Origin of the sequence: Clostridium acetobutylicum ATCC 824, assembly GCF_000008765.1 — a bacterium.
GTDB classification, from domain to species: Bacteria; Bacillota; Clostridia; order Clostridiales; family Clostridiaceae; genus Clostridium_S; species Clostridium_S acetobutylicum.
The window spans coordinates 1,841,948-1,862,091 of sequence record NC_003030.1 but is presented as its reverse complement, the minus strand read 5'-3'; the positions used below and the strand labels follow the sequence as shown (position 1 = coordinate 1,862,091).

At 31.4% G+C, this 20,144-nt stretch carries 21 protein-coding genes; all 21 read right to left on the bottom strand.

What is annotated here, in order from left to right; translation table 11 throughout:
• Positions 1-74: 74 nt before the first annotated feature.
• A complete protein-coding gene (locus CA_RS08895) occupies positions 75-1,073 on the bottom strand; it encodes an NAD(P)H-dependent glycerol-3-phosphate dehydrogenase (protein WP_010965019.1) in 999 nt (332 codons plus the stop codon).
• Position 1,074: 1 nt separating this feature from the next.
• Positions 1,075-2,391: a ribosome biogenesis GTPase Der gene (gene der, locus CA_RS08890; RefSeq protein WP_010965018.1), complete on the bottom strand. Its 1,317-nt coding sequence runs from the start codon at positions 2,389-2,391 to the stop codon at positions 1,075-1,077.
• Positions 2,392-2,393: 2 nt separating this feature from the next.
• Positions 2,394-3,707: a DUF512 domain-containing protein gene (locus tag CA_RS08885; RefSeq protein WP_010965017.1), complete on the bottom strand. Its 1,314-nt coding sequence runs from the start codon at positions 3,705-3,707 to the stop codon at positions 2,394-2,396.
• Between the two features lie 176 nt (positions 3,708-3,883).
• Complete coding sequence (gene phoU / locus CA_RS08880; protein WP_010965016.1) at positions 3,884-4,543, bottom strand: phosphate signaling complex protein PhoU; 660 nt, start codon at positions 4,541-4,543, stop codon at positions 3,884-3,886.
• Between the two features lie 31 nt (positions 4,544-4,574).
• Positions 4,575-5,324, bottom strand: a complete 750-nt coding sequence (gene pstB, locus CA_RS08875; protein WP_010965015.1) for a phosphate ABC transporter ATP-binding protein PstB — start codon at positions 5,322-5,324, stop codon at positions 4,575-4,577.
• A gap of 11 nt (positions 5,325-5,335) precedes the next feature.
• On the bottom strand, positions 5,336-6,220 hold the full coding sequence (pstA, locus tag CA_RS08870; RefSeq protein ID WP_010965014.1) for a phosphate ABC transporter permease PstA: 885 nt from the start codon (positions 6,218-6,220) through the stop codon (positions 5,336-5,338).
• The gene (pstC, locus tag CA_RS08865) at positions 6,220-7,110 is read right to left on the bottom strand and encodes a phosphate ABC transporter permease subunit PstC (RefSeq protein WP_010965013.1); all 891 of its coding nucleotides are present in this window, start codon (positions 7,108-7,110) and stop codon (positions 6,220-6,222) included. The genes pstA and pstC overlap by 1 nt, the downstream gene beginning before the upstream one ends.
• A gap of 98 nt (positions 7,111-7,208) precedes the next feature.
• Complete coding sequence (locus tag CA_RS08860; protein WP_010965012.1) at positions 7,209-8,105, bottom strand: phosphate ABC transporter substrate-binding protein; 897 nt, start codon at positions 8,103-8,105, stop codon at positions 7,209-7,211.
• Between the two features lie 364 nt (positions 8,106-8,469).
• Positions 8,470-8,820, bottom strand: a complete 351-nt coding sequence (locus CA_RS20340; protein ID WP_010965010.1) for a methyl-accepting chemotaxis protein — start codon at positions 8,818-8,820, stop codon at positions 8,470-8,472.
• Entirely contained in the window at positions 8,817-9,197 is a 381-nt protein-coding gene (locus CA_RS08845) for a hypothetical protein (protein ID WP_010965009.1), read from the bottom strand. The genes CA_RS20340 and CA_RS08845 overlap by 4 nt, the downstream gene beginning before the upstream one ends.
• 130 nt (positions 9,198-9,327) lie before the next feature.
• On the bottom strand, positions 9,328-11,028 hold the full coding sequence (pnpS, locus tag CA_RS08840; RefSeq protein ID WP_010965008.1) for a two-component system histidine kinase PnpS: 1,701 nt from the start codon (positions 11,026-11,028) through the stop codon (positions 9,328-9,330).
• Between the two features lies 1 nt (position 11,029).
• Positions 11,030-11,728 (bottom strand): response regulator transcription factor, encoded by a 699-nt coding sequence (locus CA_RS08835; RefSeq protein WP_010965007.1) that lies wholly within the window; start codon positions 11,726-11,728, stop codon positions 11,030-11,032.
• Positions 11,729-11,748: 20 nt separating this feature from the next.
• The gene (gene pgeF / locus CA_RS08830; protein ID WP_014518935.1) at positions 11,749-12,459 is read right to left on the bottom strand and encodes a peptidoglycan editing factor PgeF; all 711 of its coding nucleotides are present in this window, start codon (positions 12,457-12,459) and stop codon (positions 11,749-11,751) included.
• Positions 12,460-12,729: 270 nt separating this feature from the next.
• Entirely contained in the window at positions 12,730-13,185 is a 456-nt protein-coding gene (gene nrdR, locus CA_RS08825) for a transcriptional regulator NrdR (protein WP_010965005.1), read from the bottom strand.
• A 64-nt stretch (positions 13,186-13,249) separates the two neighbouring features.
• Positions 13,250-13,513 (bottom strand): YlmC/YmxH family sporulation protein, encoded by a 264-nt coding sequence (locus CA_RS08820; protein WP_010965004.1) that lies wholly within the window; start codon positions 13,511-13,513, stop codon positions 13,250-13,252.
• A 195-nt stretch (positions 13,514-13,708) separates the two neighbouring features.
• On the bottom strand, positions 13,709-14,482 hold the full coding sequence (gene sigG, locus CA_RS08815; RefSeq protein ID WP_010965003.1) for an RNA polymerase sporulation sigma factor SigG: 774 nt from the start codon (positions 14,480-14,482) through the stop codon (positions 13,709-13,711).
• A gap of 73 nt (positions 14,483-14,555) precedes the next feature.
• Positions 14,556-15,263 carry an RNA polymerase sporulation sigma factor SigE gene (sigE, locus tag CA_RS08810; RefSeq protein WP_010965002.1) on the bottom strand — a complete coding sequence of 236 codons (708 nt, stop codon included), beginning with the start codon at positions 15,261-15,263 and terminating at the stop codon, positions 14,556-14,558.
• A gap of 14 nt (positions 15,264-15,277) precedes the next feature.
• A complete protein-coding gene (gene spoIIGA, locus CA_RS08805; protein ID WP_010965001.1) occupies positions 15,278-16,078 on the bottom strand; it encodes a sigma-E processing peptidase SpoIIGA in 801 nt (266 codons plus the stop codon).
• A gap of 215 nt (positions 16,079-16,293) precedes the next feature.
• Positions 16,294-17,415: a cell division protein FtsZ gene (gene ftsZ, locus CA_RS08800; RefSeq protein ID WP_010965000.1), complete on the bottom strand. Its 1,122-nt coding sequence runs from the start codon at positions 17,413-17,415 to the stop codon at positions 16,294-16,296.
• A gap of 16 nt (positions 17,416-17,431) precedes the next feature.
• The gene (gene ftsA / locus CA_RS08795) at positions 17,432-18,688 is read right to left on the bottom strand and encodes a cell division protein FtsA (RefSeq protein ID WP_010964999.1); all 1,257 of its coding nucleotides are present in this window, start codon (positions 18,686-18,688) and stop codon (positions 17,432-17,434) included.
• A gap of 153 nt (positions 18,689-18,841) precedes the next feature.
• Complete coding sequence (locus CA_RS08790) at positions 18,842-20,119, bottom strand: glycosyltransferase family 2 protein (RefSeq protein ID WP_010964998.1); 1,278 nt, start codon at positions 20,117-20,119, stop codon at positions 18,842-18,844.
• Between the last annotated feature and the right edge of the window lie 25 nt (positions 20,120-20,144).

Genomic DNA, 20,144 nt, shown 5'->3' with positions numbered 1-20,144 from the left:
CCTCCCACACCTTAATATTAACAATATATATATATACAGAGGGCAGCTTGTTTATTCCTATAAGAGTAAATTAATTAAAAATAGTACTCGTTCTTTTTATCTCTTGCCATAAGCTCATACACTTCTTTTTTAGGATCTCCATTCTCAAATAGAACCTTATAAAGTGAAGTGGTAATTGGCATAGATACACCTAAGGATTCTTTTAATTCATAAAAGGTGTGACACGCTTTAACGCCTTCTACTACCATTCCTATTTTATCACATGCTTCCCTACATGACATCCCCCTACCTATTAGTATACCAGCCTTTCTATTTCTACTGTGCATACTAGTACATGTAACTATAAGGTCACCCATGCCTGTAAGTCCAAAAAAAGTTTCTGGCTTACCTCCAAGCTTTACGCCTATTCTCATTATTTCACTCATACCTCTTGTCATAAGCGCCGCTTTTGTGTTGTCACCATAACCTATTCCATCACCTATTCCAGATGCTAGAGCAATTATATTTTTAACTGCTCCTCCTATTTCAACGCCTACAATATCACTATTTGTGTACACCCTAAAACTGTTAGTCATAAAAACATCTTGAACTTCTTCTGCATATTTCATATCTGTGGAAGTAACCACTACTGTAGTTGGAATATCATTTGCAACTTCTTCTGCATGACTAGGACCAGAAAGTACTACAACAGGATTTTTATAAAGTTCTTCTTTAACTACTTCAGACAGCCTCTTCTTGGTCTCTTCTTCCATGCCTTTTGCAATACTTATAATTATTTGGTCTTCTCTTAAAAAGCCCTTTATTTTCCTGCATACTTCCCTTATAGCAAAAGATGGGACAGCAAGAACAATATATTTGCTTTCCTTAGCTGCCTTCTCAATATCATCTACTGCTTTAACGCAGCAGGGTATTATGTTGTTTGGAAGATATCTTGTATTAGTTCTTAATGTATTTATATCTTCAAGAATTTCTTTATTTCTATCCCAAATCACAACATTATGACCTTTTTTAGCAAGCATTATTGCAAGTGCTGTACCAAAGCTTCCTCCTCCTATGAATGTTACTCCCCCCATATTAGTTCTTCCTTTCCTTAAATATCATCTTTATTCCTGTTCCCTCAAAATCAAAGCTCTGCCTTAATTTATTTTCTAAGTATCTCCTGTAGGAGAAGTGAAGGAGCTCAGGATTATTTACAAAGAATATAAAAGTTGGGGGTTTTATATCCGTTTGTGTAACGTAAAAAATCTTAAGTCTCTTAAATGCCACAACTGGAGGTTCCTTCATAAGTACAGCATTACTTATAACATCATTTAAAACTCCAGTAGCAATTCTTTTGCTGTAATTGTCATAGCATTTTTTTATCTCAGAAAGAACCTTATGTACTCTTTGACCTGTTTTTGCTGATATAAACAAGAATGGTGCATATGCCATAAATGAAAATTTCATCTCTAGATTCTTTTTGAAGTTTTCCATGGTTTTATCATCTTTTTCTATTAAATCCCACTTATTAACAATAACTAAAATTGCCTTATTGTTTTCATGTGCATAGCCTATTATCCTTTCGTCTTGCTCACTAATAGGTTCAGTTGCATCAAGGATAAGAGTGCAAACATCACATCTTTCAATAGCTGCCATTGTTCTTACTGCACTATATCTTTCTATTTCTTCTTTTATTCTGCTTTTTCTTCTAAGTCCTGCTGTGTCTATAAGAACTAATTTACCAAAGTCTGTTTCAAGAAAACTATCAATAGCATCTCTAGTAGTTCCAGGTATATCACTTACAATAACCCTTTCCTCTCCTAAAATCCTATTTGTAAGAGATGATTTTCCAACATTAGGTTTTCCAACAAAAGCAATCTTTATATATTCTTCTTCTTCTTCATCTTCTCCTTCAGATTTAAATTTGTTAACAACCTCATCAAGCATATCTCCTATGCCAAGTCCCTGTGATGATGATATGGAAACAGGATCTCCTATGCCGAGATTATAAAATTCGTATATATTATTTTCTTCAACATTTTTATCAATTTTATTTACAACTAAAACTATAGGTTTTTTACTTTTTCTAAGCATTATCGCAACTTCATTATCCGTATCTGTAAGTCCCTGCTTACCGTCCACCATAAATATGATAACATCAGACATTTCAATTGCTATCTGTGCCTGTCTTCTCATTTGTGTAAGTATTATGTCATTGTTTTCAGGCTCAATTCCACCTGTATCTATTATAGTAAATTTCTTTCCTACCCACTCTGATTCAGCGTATATTCTGTCTCTTGTAACTCCTGGAGTATCCTCAACAATTGAAACTCTTTTTCCAGCAAGCTTATTAAATAAAGTTGATTTTCCAACATTAGGTCTTCCAACTATTGTAACTAATGGTTTAGCCATTTTTATTCCTCCCTGCCATTTTTATTTATTATATCCACTAAGTCTTCGCCTGAATAATTACAAACAAGAACTTTTTTATTTAACTCTTTTTCAATATCTAAAACTTTAACATCATCTAAAAATACATCTTCATCACTTTTGAGCATATTGGACGGAAGAATTATGTAATCGCCAACTTCATTTCTTTTTAGATAGTTTAAAATATCTCTTCCTGTCAGTAGTCCCGCTACAGTTATCTTTTCACCAAAAAACTCATTTATTACTTTTATAACATTTATTTTTAACCCTCTGCTTTTTTCCATAAGCATTTTAGCTGCATTTTCTATTTCTTCATAGGCTAAAACTCCTGTAACCATGGTAAAGGACTTATGTATACCATCTTTTAGATTATCTAAAGACATATTTATGTTATCCCTAAAAGTACGTATCATACCTATTCCATCTTCAAATTGTTCAAACTCTCCATAGAACTCTGCCTTGGGAATTGGTATGCCTGATAATACATAAAATTCATCTGAAAGCCTTACAAAAGGACTGCCAATTTCTTTTATGAATTTTTCTTGTATAGGTTTTATATTTTCTATCTCCTTTAAGGCACTTTGAGAATCATATGGAACCATGTTAAAAAGTCCTTCTCTGTAAGATGTTATTCCAACTGGCACTCCTGCTATATTTTTAACAGAAGGATAGAGTTTATAAAGATCATTAACCGTTTTTGAAAATTCTTCTCCACTATTTATTCCAGGACATAGAACAACTTGACAGTTCATTGTTATACCTGCATTAGAGAGTTTTTTCATCCTCTCCATTAGGTTTCCTGCAAATTTATTGTTTAGCATTTTTTTTCTCAATTCAGGATTTGTTGTTTGAACTGATATATTTATTGGACTTATCCTATACTTTATTATCCTATCTATATCATCATCACTCATATTTGTGAGAGTTACAAAGTTTCCCTGCAAAAACGAAAGTCTGGAGTCATCATCCTTAAAATAAAGTGTTTTTCTCATTCCTTTAGGAAGCTGATCTATAAAACAAAATATACACTTATTTCTACAGCTTTTTGCAGAATCTAAAATTCCACTTTCAAATTCCACTCCCAGCTTCTCATCATATTCTTTTTCTATTTCAAGTTCCCATATTTCTTTATTAGTTTTTTGTATTTTTACAACAACATATTCATCTGCCATTAAAAATCTATAATCTATTATATCTTTTACTTCTTTACCATTTATACTTATAAGACTATCTCCAACCTCAATGCCCATTTCTTCCGCTATGCTTTGAGGCTCAATTTTAACAATTTTATTTTCCATAATTACTCCCTACAATAATAGTGTTCACATATTTAAACTCTTTAGTTATATTACATTATTAAGTCTTTTAAGTCAAGAATACAAGCATTTGCCATAAAATAAAAAATAACTGTTCTTATGATTAGTAGATTTAAATAAATTATCCACAATCAAATTAGAACAGTCATGCATAAGATTTAATCGTTAAGATCCACCTGCTTACCTGTAATAAGGTATATAGTGCTTTCACACACGTTAGTGGTCCTATCTCCGATTCTCTCAAGGTATTTACAAACAAATAAAAATTGAGTAAGCTGATTTACCTTGCTTTTATCCTCGCTCATTATATTTAGAAGTTCATTGAAAATTCTCTTATATAAAGAATCAACATCGTCGTCTCTCTTACAGACTTCATAGGCTTTATCTAAATTCCTCTCCACATAAGCGTCCAAGGAATCCTTTATCATTGACTTAACTTTATTCCCCATGTTCCATATCTCTTTTACTATATCATGGTGTTTTTCACCATTTAATCTTTTTATGGCTTTTGCTATATCTACAGCATGATCTCCTAATCTTTCAAGGTCTGTTACTATTTTTACAGTAGTAAATATATTTCTCAAATCCTCAGCAACTATTGGCTGCTGCATTGCTATAAGTCTTATAACCTTGTTTTCTATTTCCTTTTGCATATCATCTATTATGTCATCTTTTTTTATAATTACTTCAGCCATATTTTCATCTTGTTTCTCTAAAGCTTCCATACAATCATAGATCTGTTTTTCTGCCATGCTGCCCATTCTTAAAAGTTCAGAGTGAAGCTCTTCTAAATCAGATTCAAAGATTTTTCTTGTCATTTTTTACACCCCACAAATAAATTTTAAAAGCCTATCCGAATCTTCCTGTTATATAGTCCTCAGTTCTTTTATCCTTTGGTTTATAAAAAATATCCTCTGTTTTTCCATTTTCTACAACTTCACCATTTAAAAAGAAAGCCGTATTATCAGATATTCTTCCTGCCTGCTGCATATTATGGGTTACTATAATTACTGTATACTTATGTTTTAATTCATCCATTAGTTCTTCTATTTTAAGTGTTGATATTGGATCCAGTGCCGATGTAGGTTCATCCATAAGAAGAACTTCTGGTTCAACTGCAAGTGTTCTAGCAATACATAATCTTTGCTGCTGTCCTCCTGAAAGACCAAGTGCACTCTTTTTCAATCTATCCTTAACTTCTTCCCAAAGTGCAGAGCCTTTTAAGCTTCTTTCCACAATTTCGTCTAATTTACCCTTATTTTTTATTCCATGTATTCTAGGACCATAGGCTACATTATCATATATAGACATAGGAAATGGATTTGGCTTTTGAAATACCATACCTACTCTTTTTCTAAGCTCTATCTCATCATAATCCTTATATACATCTTTTCCCTCAAACATTACCTCACCGTCTATTTTAACAGTGCTTATTAAATCATTCATTCTATTTATTGTTCTTAAAAAAGTCGACTTTCCGCAGCCAGACGGTCCTATAAGTGCAGTTACCGTATTAGCACTGAAATCAAGGTTTATCTTTTTTAATGCCTGAACATTTCCATAATATAAATTTAAGTCCTTAGTTTGTATTATGCCCATTTTTCTCCTCCTTACTTACCGCTGTATAAACTATATATCTTTCTTCCTATGATTCTTGCCATAAAATTAAATAACAGCACCATTAGTACCAGTACAGCAGAAGAACCATTAGCAATCTTTGTGGCATCTGGAATCATACCTTCTGAGTTTAATTTCCATATATGAACAGCCAAAGTTTCAGCTGGTCTAAACAAACTGAAAGCTGAAGTCTTATCAACCAAGCTTATTGTATCGAAATTAAGATTTGGAGCACTCATTCCTGCTGTATATAAAAGTGCAGCAGCTTCTCCAAAAATTCTACCTGCGGATAAAATTATACCTGTTAATATCTCCGGCATGGCAGAGGGAAGTACTATATTTTTTATTGTCTGCCAATTAGTAGCTCCGAGTCCAAGGCTCGCCTCCTTAACCTTAGAGGAAGATGCCCTTATTGCATTTTCTGATACCCTTGTCATTGATGGCAAATTTAAAATGGTTATGACAAGCGCTCCCGATAAAATTGTATAACCCCAATGCGTCATTGTTACAAATACTAACAAACCAAATAAACCAACAACTATAGAGGGCAGTGATGCCATTGTTTCTATGCACAGCCTTATAAAATTTAATATCCTGCCTTCCTTTGCATATTCAGACATATAAATACCCGCACCTATACCAATTGGTACTGTTATAAGAAGAGACACTATAAGCATATAAAAAGAATTAAAAAGTTCTGGACCTATACCGCCGCCCTTTTCCGCTATTTTAGGATTGCCAAATAAAAAACTCAAATTCAAGGAATCACGGCCCCTATAAATTATAAAAATTATAAAGGCTGCAAGCAGTATAACTACAAATAAAGAAATCAAGTATAAAATTATTGTTGCTATCTTATCGTATAGTTTAGATTTCATTAAACCTCACCTTTTCTCCCTATAAATCTTATAATTACTATAAATATAAACGAAATTACAAGAAGTAAAAACGCAAGAGACCAAAGTGCATCATTCCATGCAGTTCCATTTGGAGTATTAGCCATATCCATTGTAAGTACGCTTGTCAAAGTGGTAGTAGGAGAAAAAAGTCCTTGAGCTGATTTTACTGTATTACCTATTACCATTTGAACTGCTAATGCCTCTCCAAAAGCCCTTGCAAGTCCCAAAACAATTCCTGTAAGTATTCCATTTTTACTTGATGGTATTATTATTTTATATATTGTTTGCCATCTTGTGGCACCTAATCCGTATGAGCCTTCGATATATTCATTGTGTACATTTTTTATAGCATCTGAAGATAGACTTGCAATTGTAGGCAAAATCATTATGCTGAGAACTAAAATTCCAGCACCTAAGCTGAAGCCAACTCCTCCAAAATGATTTTTTATAAAAGGAACTAAAACCGTTACCCCAATCCATCCATAAACTACAGATGGAATTCCAACAAAGAGCTCTAATGAAGGCTTTAATACTCTATCTCCAAGCTTAGGTGATATAATATTCATAAATACAGCTAAAGCAATTGCCATAGGTGTACTTAAAATTACCGCTCCAATTGATACCATTGTAGATCCTTCTAGGAATATAAATGCTCCAAGCTTAGGAGTTTTACTATCTGGTTTCCATGTACTTGACATTAAAAAATCAAAAATAGAATAATGCCTTTTGGTAAATGTTGATATGCCTTTAGATGCAATAAAAAAAATAATTGAAAGGGTTAAAATAACTATAAAAACTCCACAAATAGTAGCAAATCCCCTTCCAACATATTCTGTTTTGAGTTTTTTAAGAAAACTTCTTTTTTCCATAGCTTTACCTCAATTTAAGTTTTTATATTATTTAAATTTAAAATGATAATTGCACCATAATACTGTTTTTAATATTGTGGTACAATTATGTATCTTAACTATTTCTTTATATTAGATGCTGATATATATCCCATTTTTTCAATTAAGGCTTTATTATCTGAACTCATCATATAATCTATAAATGCTTTAGCTGCATCATTTCCTTTACCTTTTGTGTACATATGCTCATATGACCAGAAAGGATAAGTACCATTTTCTACATTCTTTGAAGTAGCCTCTACTCCATCTAATGATAGAATATTTATATCTTTTTTACCCTCATCTGTTACAAGATAAGAAAATGCTAAGTAACTTATAGAACCTTTTGCACTTGTCATTGCAGTTTTAACTGATCCACTGGCGTCCTGTGTAGTTCCAATATCATCTTTTTCGTCTTTTCCATCCATAACTGTTTTAGTGAAAGTTGCTCTTGTTCCAGAGGATTTAGGTCTGTGAACTATGTTTATTGCTTCACTTGGTCCACCAACTTGATTCCAGTTTGTTATCTTACCAGTAAATATATCTTGAACCTGCTGTTTTGTTAAATTCTTTACATTTACATCGTTGTTAGTAACTACAGCAAAGCCTATTGCACATACTTTATGATCTGTTAATTTTTTTGCATCATCTGCATTTAATTTTTCTTCTGCAAAGATATCTGAATTTCCCACTTCAACTGCTCCTTGAAGCACCTGGTTTAATCCAGTACCACTTCCTCCTCCTTGAACATTAACACTCACATCGGGATATTTTTCTTTAAAACCATCTACAGATTTTTCTGCCAATGGTTGAAGTGCTGTAGATCCTGAAAGTGTAATTGATCCAGAGACCTTCTTCGTAGTTGAAGAACTACTTTTATTGCTGCTTGAATTTGAATTTCCACATCCTACAAATAAACCAGCCATAATTGTCATTGTTATAGCTACAGACATTAATTTGATTTTTTTACTTTTCATTTAAAATACCTCCAAAGTATAGATATATAGATTGGTAACTAAATTCAAAACCTAATAACTAGGTTCCTCTCCTCTTTACAGTTAACATGTTACATTTTTAATGTTAATTGAGTATTATACTAATGTTAATTAAATTTAACATTGATCTTTACAATCTAAACTTACCTATGTTTTCTTCCAGCTCTATTGATGTATTAAATTCATCATAAAATGCACTTATGTTTTTAAATTCATGGTATATATTTTTATTTTGAGAACTTACATAGTTTGCATTTTCATCAACATACTTTATATTATTATTTATTTCTTGAATTAGAGAAAATACATTATTATAATTTGTTTTAGTATTTTTAACAGCAGCTATTTAATCTTTATAATCACGATTAAGAGACGTCATCTTATCTTTCATGTTAACTATTTTTTCATTGATTTGCGCTACTATTTCCCCTATATTTACAATTTGAGTTTCAACATTGTTAGACAGCTTTTTAATCTCGGACGCCACAACACCAAAGCCTTTTCCCTCTTCTCCCAATCTACTAGCTTCAATAGCTGCATTTAACGAAAGAAGCTTTGTACTATTTCCCATATACTTAAAACTGTCAAATCTTTTTGAGAAATAGTCTACAAAAATAGTTTTACCAACTACACCTAATGTATTCCCATCGTCATCTTTTATTGGATTTGCAAATGTTATAACAGGTTTGCTTGTCATAACTGACCTGCAAAAAATATATTTTCAACTTCTTTGTCGCTGTCACCTTTAAGTTTATTTTTTAGCATACTCATTTCATCTGTGGAAATATTTTTATTATAGGTGACTATTTTTCTTAAGTAAGAGTCCTCCGATAAATTTTTCGCCTCATTATCTTGAAGTGATACTAAGTTTTTAAAATTATTGTATATTTCAGAGGAAACCACTTTCATATTGCTTTTATTTATTTTATAGATATTTGTGTAAGCTTCATAATAAATGATGCCGTCTGCTGCTGCCATAATGGAAATTATTAATCCTGTCACTATAAATGCTATTCTGTAAGCTATTGAAACCCTTTTTTCTTTCTTCATTTTTTTCATCAATGTAAAATTCATATAGTATCTCCTTTACAATAAGTTTGTTTATACATCTATAATAAGTAAAGAAGATTATATCTAATTTATGTAATTTTAAATGTTTGTTAAAAAAAGAGCCTCTTTAAAAATTTAAAGAAGCTCTTTTAAACTATTTATAAGGTATTGTGATAATAAATTCAGTTCCAACACCTAACTTACTTTCAATATTTATGCTGCCGTTAAAATTCAGTACTATATGCTTTACTATGGCAAGCCCAAGACCAGTTCCTCCATTTGCTCTTGAACGAGCCTTATCAACTCTATAAAATCTTTCAAATATTCTTTGAAGATGCTCCTTCGGTATGCCTACACCGTTATCCTTGACGGATATAATAACATCATCTTTTGTATACTTCTTATATACCGATACCTCTCCACCAGCTTCTGTATACTTTATAGCATTGTCAACCAAATTTATAATCATTTGTTTAAACTTATCGTTATCCCCAATTAAATTAGGTACATCCTCTCCAAATACTTTTAAGCTTATATTCTTACGAGAGGCTGATTTTTCTAAAAGTCCACAGACAGCTTTTATTATTTCATTGACATCAAACTCTTCTTTTTTCATAAACGGTCTGATTTCTATATCTGAAAGTGTTAATATATCACTTATGAGTCTAGTTAGTCTATCTACTTCATCATCAATAATATCAAGAAATTCTCCTTTTTGATTGTCATCCTCAACATATCTTAAGGTTTCAGCAAAGCCTTTTATTGATGTCAGTGGTGTTTTAAGCTCATGGGATACATTTGCTACAAACTGCGTTCTCATGTTTTCAAGTTTTCTAATATCTGTTATATCCTGAACCACAGCAACAGTTCCAATGCATTCATATCCATTTATTATATCGGCAGTTTTGATTCTAAGATTTCTCTCTTTTGGCCATGAGGTTTTTATTTCTGCATATCCTTCCGCTCTTTTATTAAATATGTCCTCAAATTCATAATTTCTTATACAGTCCATTAGGCTTTGTCCTATTATATTTTTATCTATGCCAAATATTTTTTCTGCATATGGATTTATCATTATTATTTTATGCTTTCTATCAACTGCTATAACTCCACTGTCCATACTAACAAGTATAGCCTCAAGCTTTTTTTGTTTTTCAACAGATTCTCTTATTGTAGATTGAAGTCTTCCTGCCATGTTATTAAAGGTTTTTCCAAGCTGACCTATTTCATCCCTTGATTCAACATTAACCCTTGTTTCCAGTTCTCCCATTGCAATCCTAGAGCTTGTATTTTGAAGTTCCCTTATTGGATTTAAAATAACATAAGAAAGCTTAAAAGATAAATATACTGCCGCTATGATACTTAGAGCTATTACATAAATATAGAACTTTAAGTATCTTGCTTCAAACCTTTCAACAGAGGAAAGCTCTACAGCAGTTCTTACTACAGTGCCGTCTCCTCTGACCTTTGCATAATAAATTATATTGTTTTTTAAAGATTTACTATACCTTACACTGTAACCATATCCATTTTTTCTTGCCTCTGCAACTTCCACTCTCTTGTTGTGATTATCAAGCTTTTCTGCATTTATATCATTGTCATATAAAACTACTCCATTTTTATTTATATATGTTACTCTTATATCTGAATTTTTTATTACGACTTTAAGAGCACTTGAAATATCTTTTCCTTTGTTCATATCAATTACATTGGAAACTACATTATTTGTTCTTTTAAGATCCTGCTCTGTATTTTGCCTATATTCATAATCCTCGATTTTTATAAATAATACAGTTATCATTATAAGAGTTATTATTAAAATACCCAAATTGTACAATACAAGTTTCTTTTTCACTTTAATCACCACTATAGTTAAATCTATACCCTATTCCTCTTATAGTTTCTATATATTTTGGATTTTTATCATCATCTTCAATTTTTTGCCTTAAATGCCTCACGTGAACATCTACCGTACGTGTTTCTCCAATGTATTCATATCCCCATATTTTATCAAGTAAAAAATCCCTTGTCATTACTCTGCCCTTATTCTTTATAAGTACTTGAAGAAGTTCAAATTCCTTAAGGGTAAGCTCTACCTTTTCTCCCTCTTTGGTAACATTATGCCTTTGAAAATCTATTTGAATATTACCAAATTTAAAAGTTTTATCTATATAATCAACCTTAGTCCTTCTTAATACTGCCTTCACCCTTGCAACTAATTCTCTAACTGAAAAAGGTTTAGTTATATAATCATCTGCTCCAAGCTCCAAGCCTAATATTTTGTCCAATTCTTCTCCCTTTGCTGTTATCATAATTACAGGCATGTTTGAAATGGATTGATCCCTTCGTATTTCTCTACAAACATCGTAGCCATCCATAACTGGAAGCATTAAATCTAGAAGAACCAGTTGAGGCACTTCTCCCTTTGCCTTTTCTAGTGCTTCACCACCATCTGCTGCCGTAATAACCTTATATCCATTGTTTTCAAGGTTAAATTTTATAAGCTTGACTATATGCTCCTCATCATCTACAACAAGTATTTTTTCGCCTGCCATATTATCCCTCCAGCCACATATTATTTTTTTATTATAAAAGAAAACATCCTCCCTGCACTTTTGCCATCACGTCTATAAGAAAACATCTTATATTCTTTAGAGCAATTTGTACATATGTTTAAGCATTTTATATTATTCACATTTTCACTTTTACACTGCTTTACTATGCATTTTTCTAGATCTAACTTTCCATCTTTATAAATCTCACTAATATCATAAATACCGCTGCCTTCAAATTCACTTAGAGCCTCTTCTCCAAACTCATAGCAGCATGCTTTATTATGTGGTCCTATGTAAACAGTTATATCTGATGCCGTAGATAAAAACTCCTGCTTCATCTTAATAATTGTCTTTTTAACTATCATATCACTTGTTCCCTTCCATCCACTGTGAACGGCTGCCATTACATTCTTAGACTTATCGTATAATAAAACAGGAACACAATCTGCTGTAAAAACTCCTACTAAAGTGTTGTCTTTGTCTGTAATTAAAGCATCTCCCTCTAGAAGTTCTTTATCCGAATCATAGTTTAAAATAATATCGCTGTGAGTCTGCTTTAAATACCCCACATCCTTTACATTAAACCAATCCTTTAAATTTCTAATATTATCATTGCCTTCTTCTGTGTTTATATTAAAATTCAAACCATTCTCAGCAGTTGAAAAATATAATGAAAACTTATCATCTTTAAACTCTAAGAAACTGTATTTATCTACTTTTTTTATATTCATCACTAATCTACTCCTATATTATATTATCTTTTTTAAATTTTGTATTATTTTTATCCTTATTTTAACATGCTTTTAACAAAACAAGGAACCAGAAATTAACATTTGTTTTCTAAGTTTAGTGGGTAAAAAGAAAACAGATACTTCTAGTTCCTCATTTTATAAAATTTTAACATTAATTTGTGTCAAGAAATATACCGATTAAAGTAAAACTGTAAAAAATAATATTCACTATAAATTTAACATTTACTTAAACTTGCACTATGTACGATTTTACTTTTTATTTACAAGGTTTAAGATTTCCTCCATAAAAGTGTTTATATCTTTAAATTGTCTATAAACAGATGCAAATCTTACATAAGCAATTTCATCTATCTCTTTAAGTTTTTCCATTACCATTTCACCTATAGCATCTGATTTTACTTCTGTAACCATCTGATTACTTATAGATTTTTCCACATCAGAAGCTATATCTTCTATTTGCTGCCTAGACACAGGCCTCTTTTCACAAGACTTTATGAGCCCATTTATTACTTTAGATTTATCAAAGAATTCCCTACTTGAATCTTTTTTTATTACTAATATAGGTATATCTTCTACTTTCTCATAAGTTGTATATCTCTTGCTACATTCAAGACATTCACGTCTTCTTCTTATTGCCATGTTGTCTTCAGTAGATCTAGAATCCACTACCTTGCTCTCACTATATCCACAAAATGGGCACTTCAAAGCCTTCACATCCCTCGTTAAAGAATATATTTAGTTTCATTATACACTTTTTAGGGTTAATTGTTCAATCCTTATTTACAAATAAATTGTCACCGTTCACAAGTATTACATCTACGCCTATTTTCTGTATGTCTGTCCAATCGATTTCTATATCATTTCCTTTTGAAAACCATCCTCCTACCTTTGAACCAGGAAGTATTATCGATATAACCTTGTATTCTTCAGTATCAATTTTTAAATCTTTAATAAGCCCAAGTTTTGTTCCTGTATTGATATCTATTACTTCCATGGACTTCATAGCATTTATTGAATGTGATGGTAAATCCATATTTTCTCACCTCTCTATAGTATAAAACTTCTAAATTAAATTTTAAAAGCTGCATGAATTTATACTATAAAAATATGCTTACCTTATGCAAAAAATTCTAAATAAATTCTATTGTTTCTAATATGTATATAGGGCTTCCATTAAAACCTTTGGAAGCCCTTCTAATAAGTAGATCAATTTTTTATCCTAATTTAATTAAACATATTTTTTCATATGTTTCAGTGCTGTTTTTTCGAGTCTAGATACCTGTGCTTGTGAAATTCCTATTTCATCTGCAACTTCCATTTGTGTTCTACCATCAAAAAACCTCATATTAAGTATCATTTTTTCTCTATCGCTTAGCTTTTTCATAGCCTCTTTGATTGATATATTTTGAAGCCAGCTGTCATCTAAATTTTTATTATCGCTTATTTGATCCATTACATATATTGCATCACCATCGTCATGGTATATTGGTTCAAATAACGATATGGGATCTTGAATAGCATCTAAGGCAAAAATCACTTCTTCGCGAGGTATTTTTAATTCCTTTGCAATTTGTGAAACAGTGGGTTCTTTATTGTTTTTACTTATAAGTCTATCTCTGACTTGGAGTGCTCTGTATGCTATGTCTCTAAGAGATCTACTTACTCTAATTGAGTTATTGTCTCTTAAATATCTCCTTATCTCCCCTATAATCATCGGAACCGCATAAGTAGAAAATTTTACATTCTGACTTAAATCAAAGTTATCTATGGACTTTATTAGCCCTATACACCCAACCTGAAATAAATCATCTGCATTCTCACCTCTATTATTGAACCTCTGGATAACGCTAAGTACTAATCTCAGATTTCCTTTTATGAATTTTTCTCTGGCAGTTGTGTTTCCATTCCTCATACTGATTAAAAGTTCACGCATTTCTTTTTCTTTTAGAACAGGAAGTTTAGATGTATTAACGCCGCAAATTTCAACCTTGTTTATAACCACTTTATCAGCCCCTTTGAAATAATAGCATTAAAAATTATTCCCTCAGGGGAGCTATTTTATACTAAAGACAAACTCACAACATTTTATTTATTTCTTTTTTTAATCTCTTAATTATTCTCTTTTCAAGCCTTGAAATATAGGATTGAGATATACCCAGCATATCTGCAACTTCCTTTTGAGTTTTTTCTCCAACGCCTGTAAGTCCATATCTTAATTCAACTATTCTTTTTTCTCTTTCGTTTAACTTTTTAAGAGCAAATAACAAAAGCTGTTTATCAACCTCTCCTTCTATAAGATTATATACACAATCATTATCAGTACCTAATATATCTGATAAAAGCAGCTTGTTTCCATCCCAGTCTATATTGAGTGGTTCATAAAATGAAATTTCAGCTTTTACTTTACTATTTCTTCTTAAATACATAAGTATCTCATTTTCAATACATCTTGAACCATATGTTGCTAACTTTATTTTTTTGGTTGGATCAAAGGTATTTACAGCTTTAATAAGCCCTATGGTTCCAACTGAAATCAAGTCTTCAACCCCAACCCCTGTATTTTCAAATTTTCTTGCAATATACACTACAAGTCTTAAATTTCTTTCTATAAGTATGGAGCGTATACTCTCATCTCCATTTACAAGCTTGTTTACCAAATCATCTTCTTCATCCTTTGAAAGAGGAGGCGGAAGCGCATCATTTCCACCTATATAGTACAGTCTGTTTGAAAACAATTTAATTCTACACAATAATTTACTTAAAAGGCGCAATAAAAACTTCATAAAATCCCCCCATTTTAAATACTTCCTCTAGATAAGAGTGCATTATAATCATTTAAGCTGCTTAATTTATTGTCTATTAAAGCTATAATTGCATTTCTTACTTCCACTTTATCACCTATGTATATTTTTACATAAGAAGGTTTAAAAGCTTCAAGGTTACCTGCCTTTCCATTAAATAATCTAAATGGAACATAAAACTTTGGACAATCATCCCACTTTATACCGCTTACCATGTCTTTTTCAACAACAATAACAGGTAAGTTTGTAATAGGCTCTCTAAGCTCATTGCCCGTATCCAAAAAGGCATTTATAAATTTGCTATTATCCTTAAAACATATTTCTATTTCATAAATTAGACTTTGTGTTAATTTTCTATCGTTTATGAACCATATAATTCTATTTACAAACATATATATAATCATAATAGCTATTAAAATCCACTTGTAAGATACATTACCAATGAAGGCGTTAAAATAGCTTCCTCTTGTATTATTTAATTCAATAAAGAAACATAAACCAGCTGTAACCATAGAATACATAATAAGTACAGCCAGCGCTTTTATATTAAATCTTAAACTTTTTTTCCTAAAGCATATAATTATCATTAGAAAAGCAGCTATTATTTTAAATATCAAAGATGAAAATATCTTAAGTGTAGGAATAACTAAAACTATTACGTAAAGCCCTCCAAATATTCCAGCAAGGATTAAATATCTCATTTTAACCTTTATTCTTAAAGTTTGAGCTGTTATGTACAATAGAAAAGTATTTACTATTGAATTTTCAAAAATTAAAACATCCAAATAAATAACCATTTTCTTCCACCTTTCTTAAATAATTATATTACTTGATGGTTTAAAATTTTGTCGTTTTATACTATTGAAAATAAATTTTTAATTTTAAATTTTTGATAATATAATTACCTATATCACAGTTACCATCATTTTTTTTAAGAAAGCTCAGAAAATGTTAAATAAAAAACAGACCATGAATTTCTTCAATTCACAGTCTGTTAAATGCTCATATAAAATTAATATTTATTTTTATTTTGTCTTCTTAAAAACGCAGGTATGTTAAGATCTTTTTCTGGAGCATCAAAGCTACCTGTATTATCAAGTGCACTTGCTGCCTCCTGCTCAGACTTAGGCTCTGATACTTCTGGCCTAACTTCTCTTCTTATTATTTCTCCATTTTCTCCTTCGCTTTCAAATCCAGTTGCTATAACTGTTATCCTTATTTCATCCTTTAAGTTTTCATCGATAACAGCTCCAAATATTATGTTTGCATCTGGATCTGCTGCTTCTTGTACAACTCTTGCTGCTTCATTTATTTCAAGAAGTCCTAAGTCTTCTCCTCCTGTTACGTTTAAAAGTACACCTGTAGCACCAACTATAGATGTTTCCAAAAGAGGACTAGATATTGCCTGTTTAGCAGCATCACTAGCTCTTGTGTCCCCTGCACCTCTTCCAGTACCCATATGTGCAAGTCCTTTGTTTATCATAACAGTTCTTACATCTGCAAAATCAAGGTTTACAAGACCAGGAATAGTTATCAAATCTGATATACCTTGAACACCTTGTCTTAAAACATCATCTGCTGATTTAAAGGCTTCTACTAAAGTTGTCTTTTTATCTACAATAGCAAGCAATCTTTCATTTGGAATTGTAACTAAAGTATCAACTCTTTCTTTTAGTGTTTTAATTCCTGACTCAGCATGGAGCATTCTCTTTCTTCCTTCAAAAGGGAAAGGCTTTGTAACAACTCCAACTGTTAATATTCCCATGGATTTAGCTATTTCTGCAACGACAGGTGCTGCACCAGTTCCAGTTCCACCACCCATACCAGCAGTTATAAATACCATATCAGCACCTTTTATAGCCTGAGATATTTCATCCTTACTTTCTTCAGCAGCCTTTTGACCTATTTCAGGATTAGCTCCTGCTCCTAACCCTTTAGTAAGCTTATCACCTATTTGTATCTTCTGTGATGCTTGCGAAAGAGCCAATGCCTGCTTATCAGTGTTTATGGCAATAAATTCCACATTCTTAAGACCTTCCAAAATCATTCTGTTAACAGCATTATTACCTCCGCCGCCACATCCAATTACTTTTATTTGAGCAAACTGTTGAACATCAACATCAAAATCAAGCACAATACTACCTCCCTCATTAAAAGAGATCTGTAATAAACTCCTTTACCTTAGAAAAGATATTTGTCTCTTCTTCATCTCTCTTAATATTTTTATTCCTTGAATCTTTGTTTTCATTTTTAGAACTTTCATCATCATAACTAAAACTACTACTTTTCATATTATACCCTATATCACTAACAATTCCAACCGCTGAAGCATATATAGGATTGGATGCTCCCACAAAATTCGGAGAACCTACTCTTACATTTTTATCTAATATTCTTCTACCAACACTTATTGAGCCTTTTACTAAAGCAATACCACCACCTACAACTACCACATTTGTTATTTCATTATAATAACTCTTACTTATTAATTTCTTCCTTATAAGCTCATATAATTCTTCAATTCTAGATTGTACAATTAATTTAAAGAAATTATAATCAACTTTTAAGTTTTGATTATCAGGTAATTTAATGTTAATTTTTTCACCATTATTAATAGAAGCATCAATATTCGCATAGTTTCTCTTTAAATTTTCAGCATCTTCAAAAGGTATCTTTAATCCAAGAGCTATATCATGCGTTATACTATCTCCACCTAATGGTACATTATCAATATACACTATATTATCATTTTTAATTATAGCTATATTTATATTTTCTGTACCTACATCCACAAGAGCACATCCGCTTTCTCTCTCGTGTTTACTTAAAACTACATTAGAAACAATTTTAGGTTCAAAACACAAACCCTTTACATTGTACCCCGCCTTATTCACACTTTTAATAAGATTGTCCACAATATTAGAATTCACCGTAATGACATGGACATCAGCTTCTAATTTAGTCCCACTCATTCCAACAGGGTCTTTTATATTATCGTAACCATCTACAATAAACTGTTGGGGTTCCACTCCAATAATCTCTCTATCAGATGCAACTGATATAAATCTAGTAGATTCAATAACCCTTTTAACATCACTACTGGTTATTGCTCTATCATCTGAGGATACAGCCACCACACCTTTGTTATGTATAAGCTCACTTATGCTTCCATGGAGTGCAACGTACACATCATCCAAATCAAATTCCACCATTTTTTTTAGTTTAGCCATACAATTTTTTATAGATTCAGCTGTACTATCTATATTAACAACAATAGATTTTTTTACTCCCTCGCATTTTGAAGATGTAACTCCTATTATCTGGACCTCTCCTTTTTTCGTTAACTTTCCTAATGCTATACAAATCTTGGATGAACCAACATCTATTCCTATAATATAATTATTCATACATTAATTCCCCCCTCACAGAGAAGCACAATTATATATTCAACACAAAAATAAAATTCCCTTTTATTTATTAAAAAAATATTTAATCTTATGTTTAATTGTAAATAAAAAAAGGATATCAGGGATACCCTTTTTCTATATACTACTTTTACTTTAGTTAGCTTTTTCCAAATCTGATATATCAACACTTCTTGTGTGCTTTGTATGATTCCAATCCTTATTGTTCTTCTTAAGAATACCGATAATTGTTATTGGAAGCCATGTTATAAGGTATATAGGATAAATTATAACATAATACCATATCATTTTAATGTCTAGCTTTTTATCTAGTGCTAACAAAAATGGTGTGTACACATACTGAAATACTGCTGCTATAAATAAAAATACCTTTAATGGAGTTATATCAAAAATTTTTGCAGTATCAAAGGCAAGTGGAATATTATGTATAGTTGCTAATGATGTATCTACAAAGCCTAGAATCATTGATATACTAAATAAAATTGTCATAAACGGATTAATGCTGTATATAGCACAATCAAATGCAGCAAAGCTTCTATTGACTATTGCGCTTTTTAAAAGCTTGAAAAAATATCTACTGGCTACATCTGAAAATCCCTGCATCCATCTTATTCTTTGATGCCAAGATTGAACAAGTGTAAGTGGTTTTTCATCATAAATTACCGCATCATGAGCCCAACCTACCTTATAACCATTTAAAACAAGCTTGCATGTAAATTCCAAATCCTCTGTAAGACAAGTTGCTCCCCAACCTAATTTCCTTAAAATTTCAGTTTCAAAGCAGCAGCCTGTTCCTCCTAATTGATTTGAAAGGCCTAAATTACTTCTAGACAGTTGAAACATTCTATCAGTAGACCAGAAGGCTATTGAATAACTTCCTGTTATCCATGAATCTCTAGGATTTTTACTGTCTAAGTATCCCTGAACAACCTTGTAACCTTCACATAATTTTTTATTCATTTCTTTGAGAAAATTTTTAGAGGCTAAATTATCAGCATCAAATATTACCACTGCATCGTATTTTTTATCCATTTTAAACAGTTTGCTGAACATCCATTCTAGAGCATATCCTTTACCTCTTTTTTCTTTGTTCACTCTTTCGTAAACCTTTGCTCCCTTTTCTCGTGCCTTTTCAGCAGTGTTATCACTACAGTTATCTGCAATTACAAATATGTCATACATATCATCGGGATAATCCAATTTATTTAAACTCACAACCATATCACTTATTACAGCTTCTTCATTATGTGCAGCTACAACAAGTGCAAAGGTTTTTTTGGGCTCAAATTTTTTACCATCCTTTTTTCGTATAATACCAAAGAATGATATACATAGATAATACATTGATATGATAAAAACCGTATTTGTGAAGACACGTGAAATTACATGTAGTATAGACTTTACTTCATTCACTATGTATCCCCCCTAAACAAAGTTA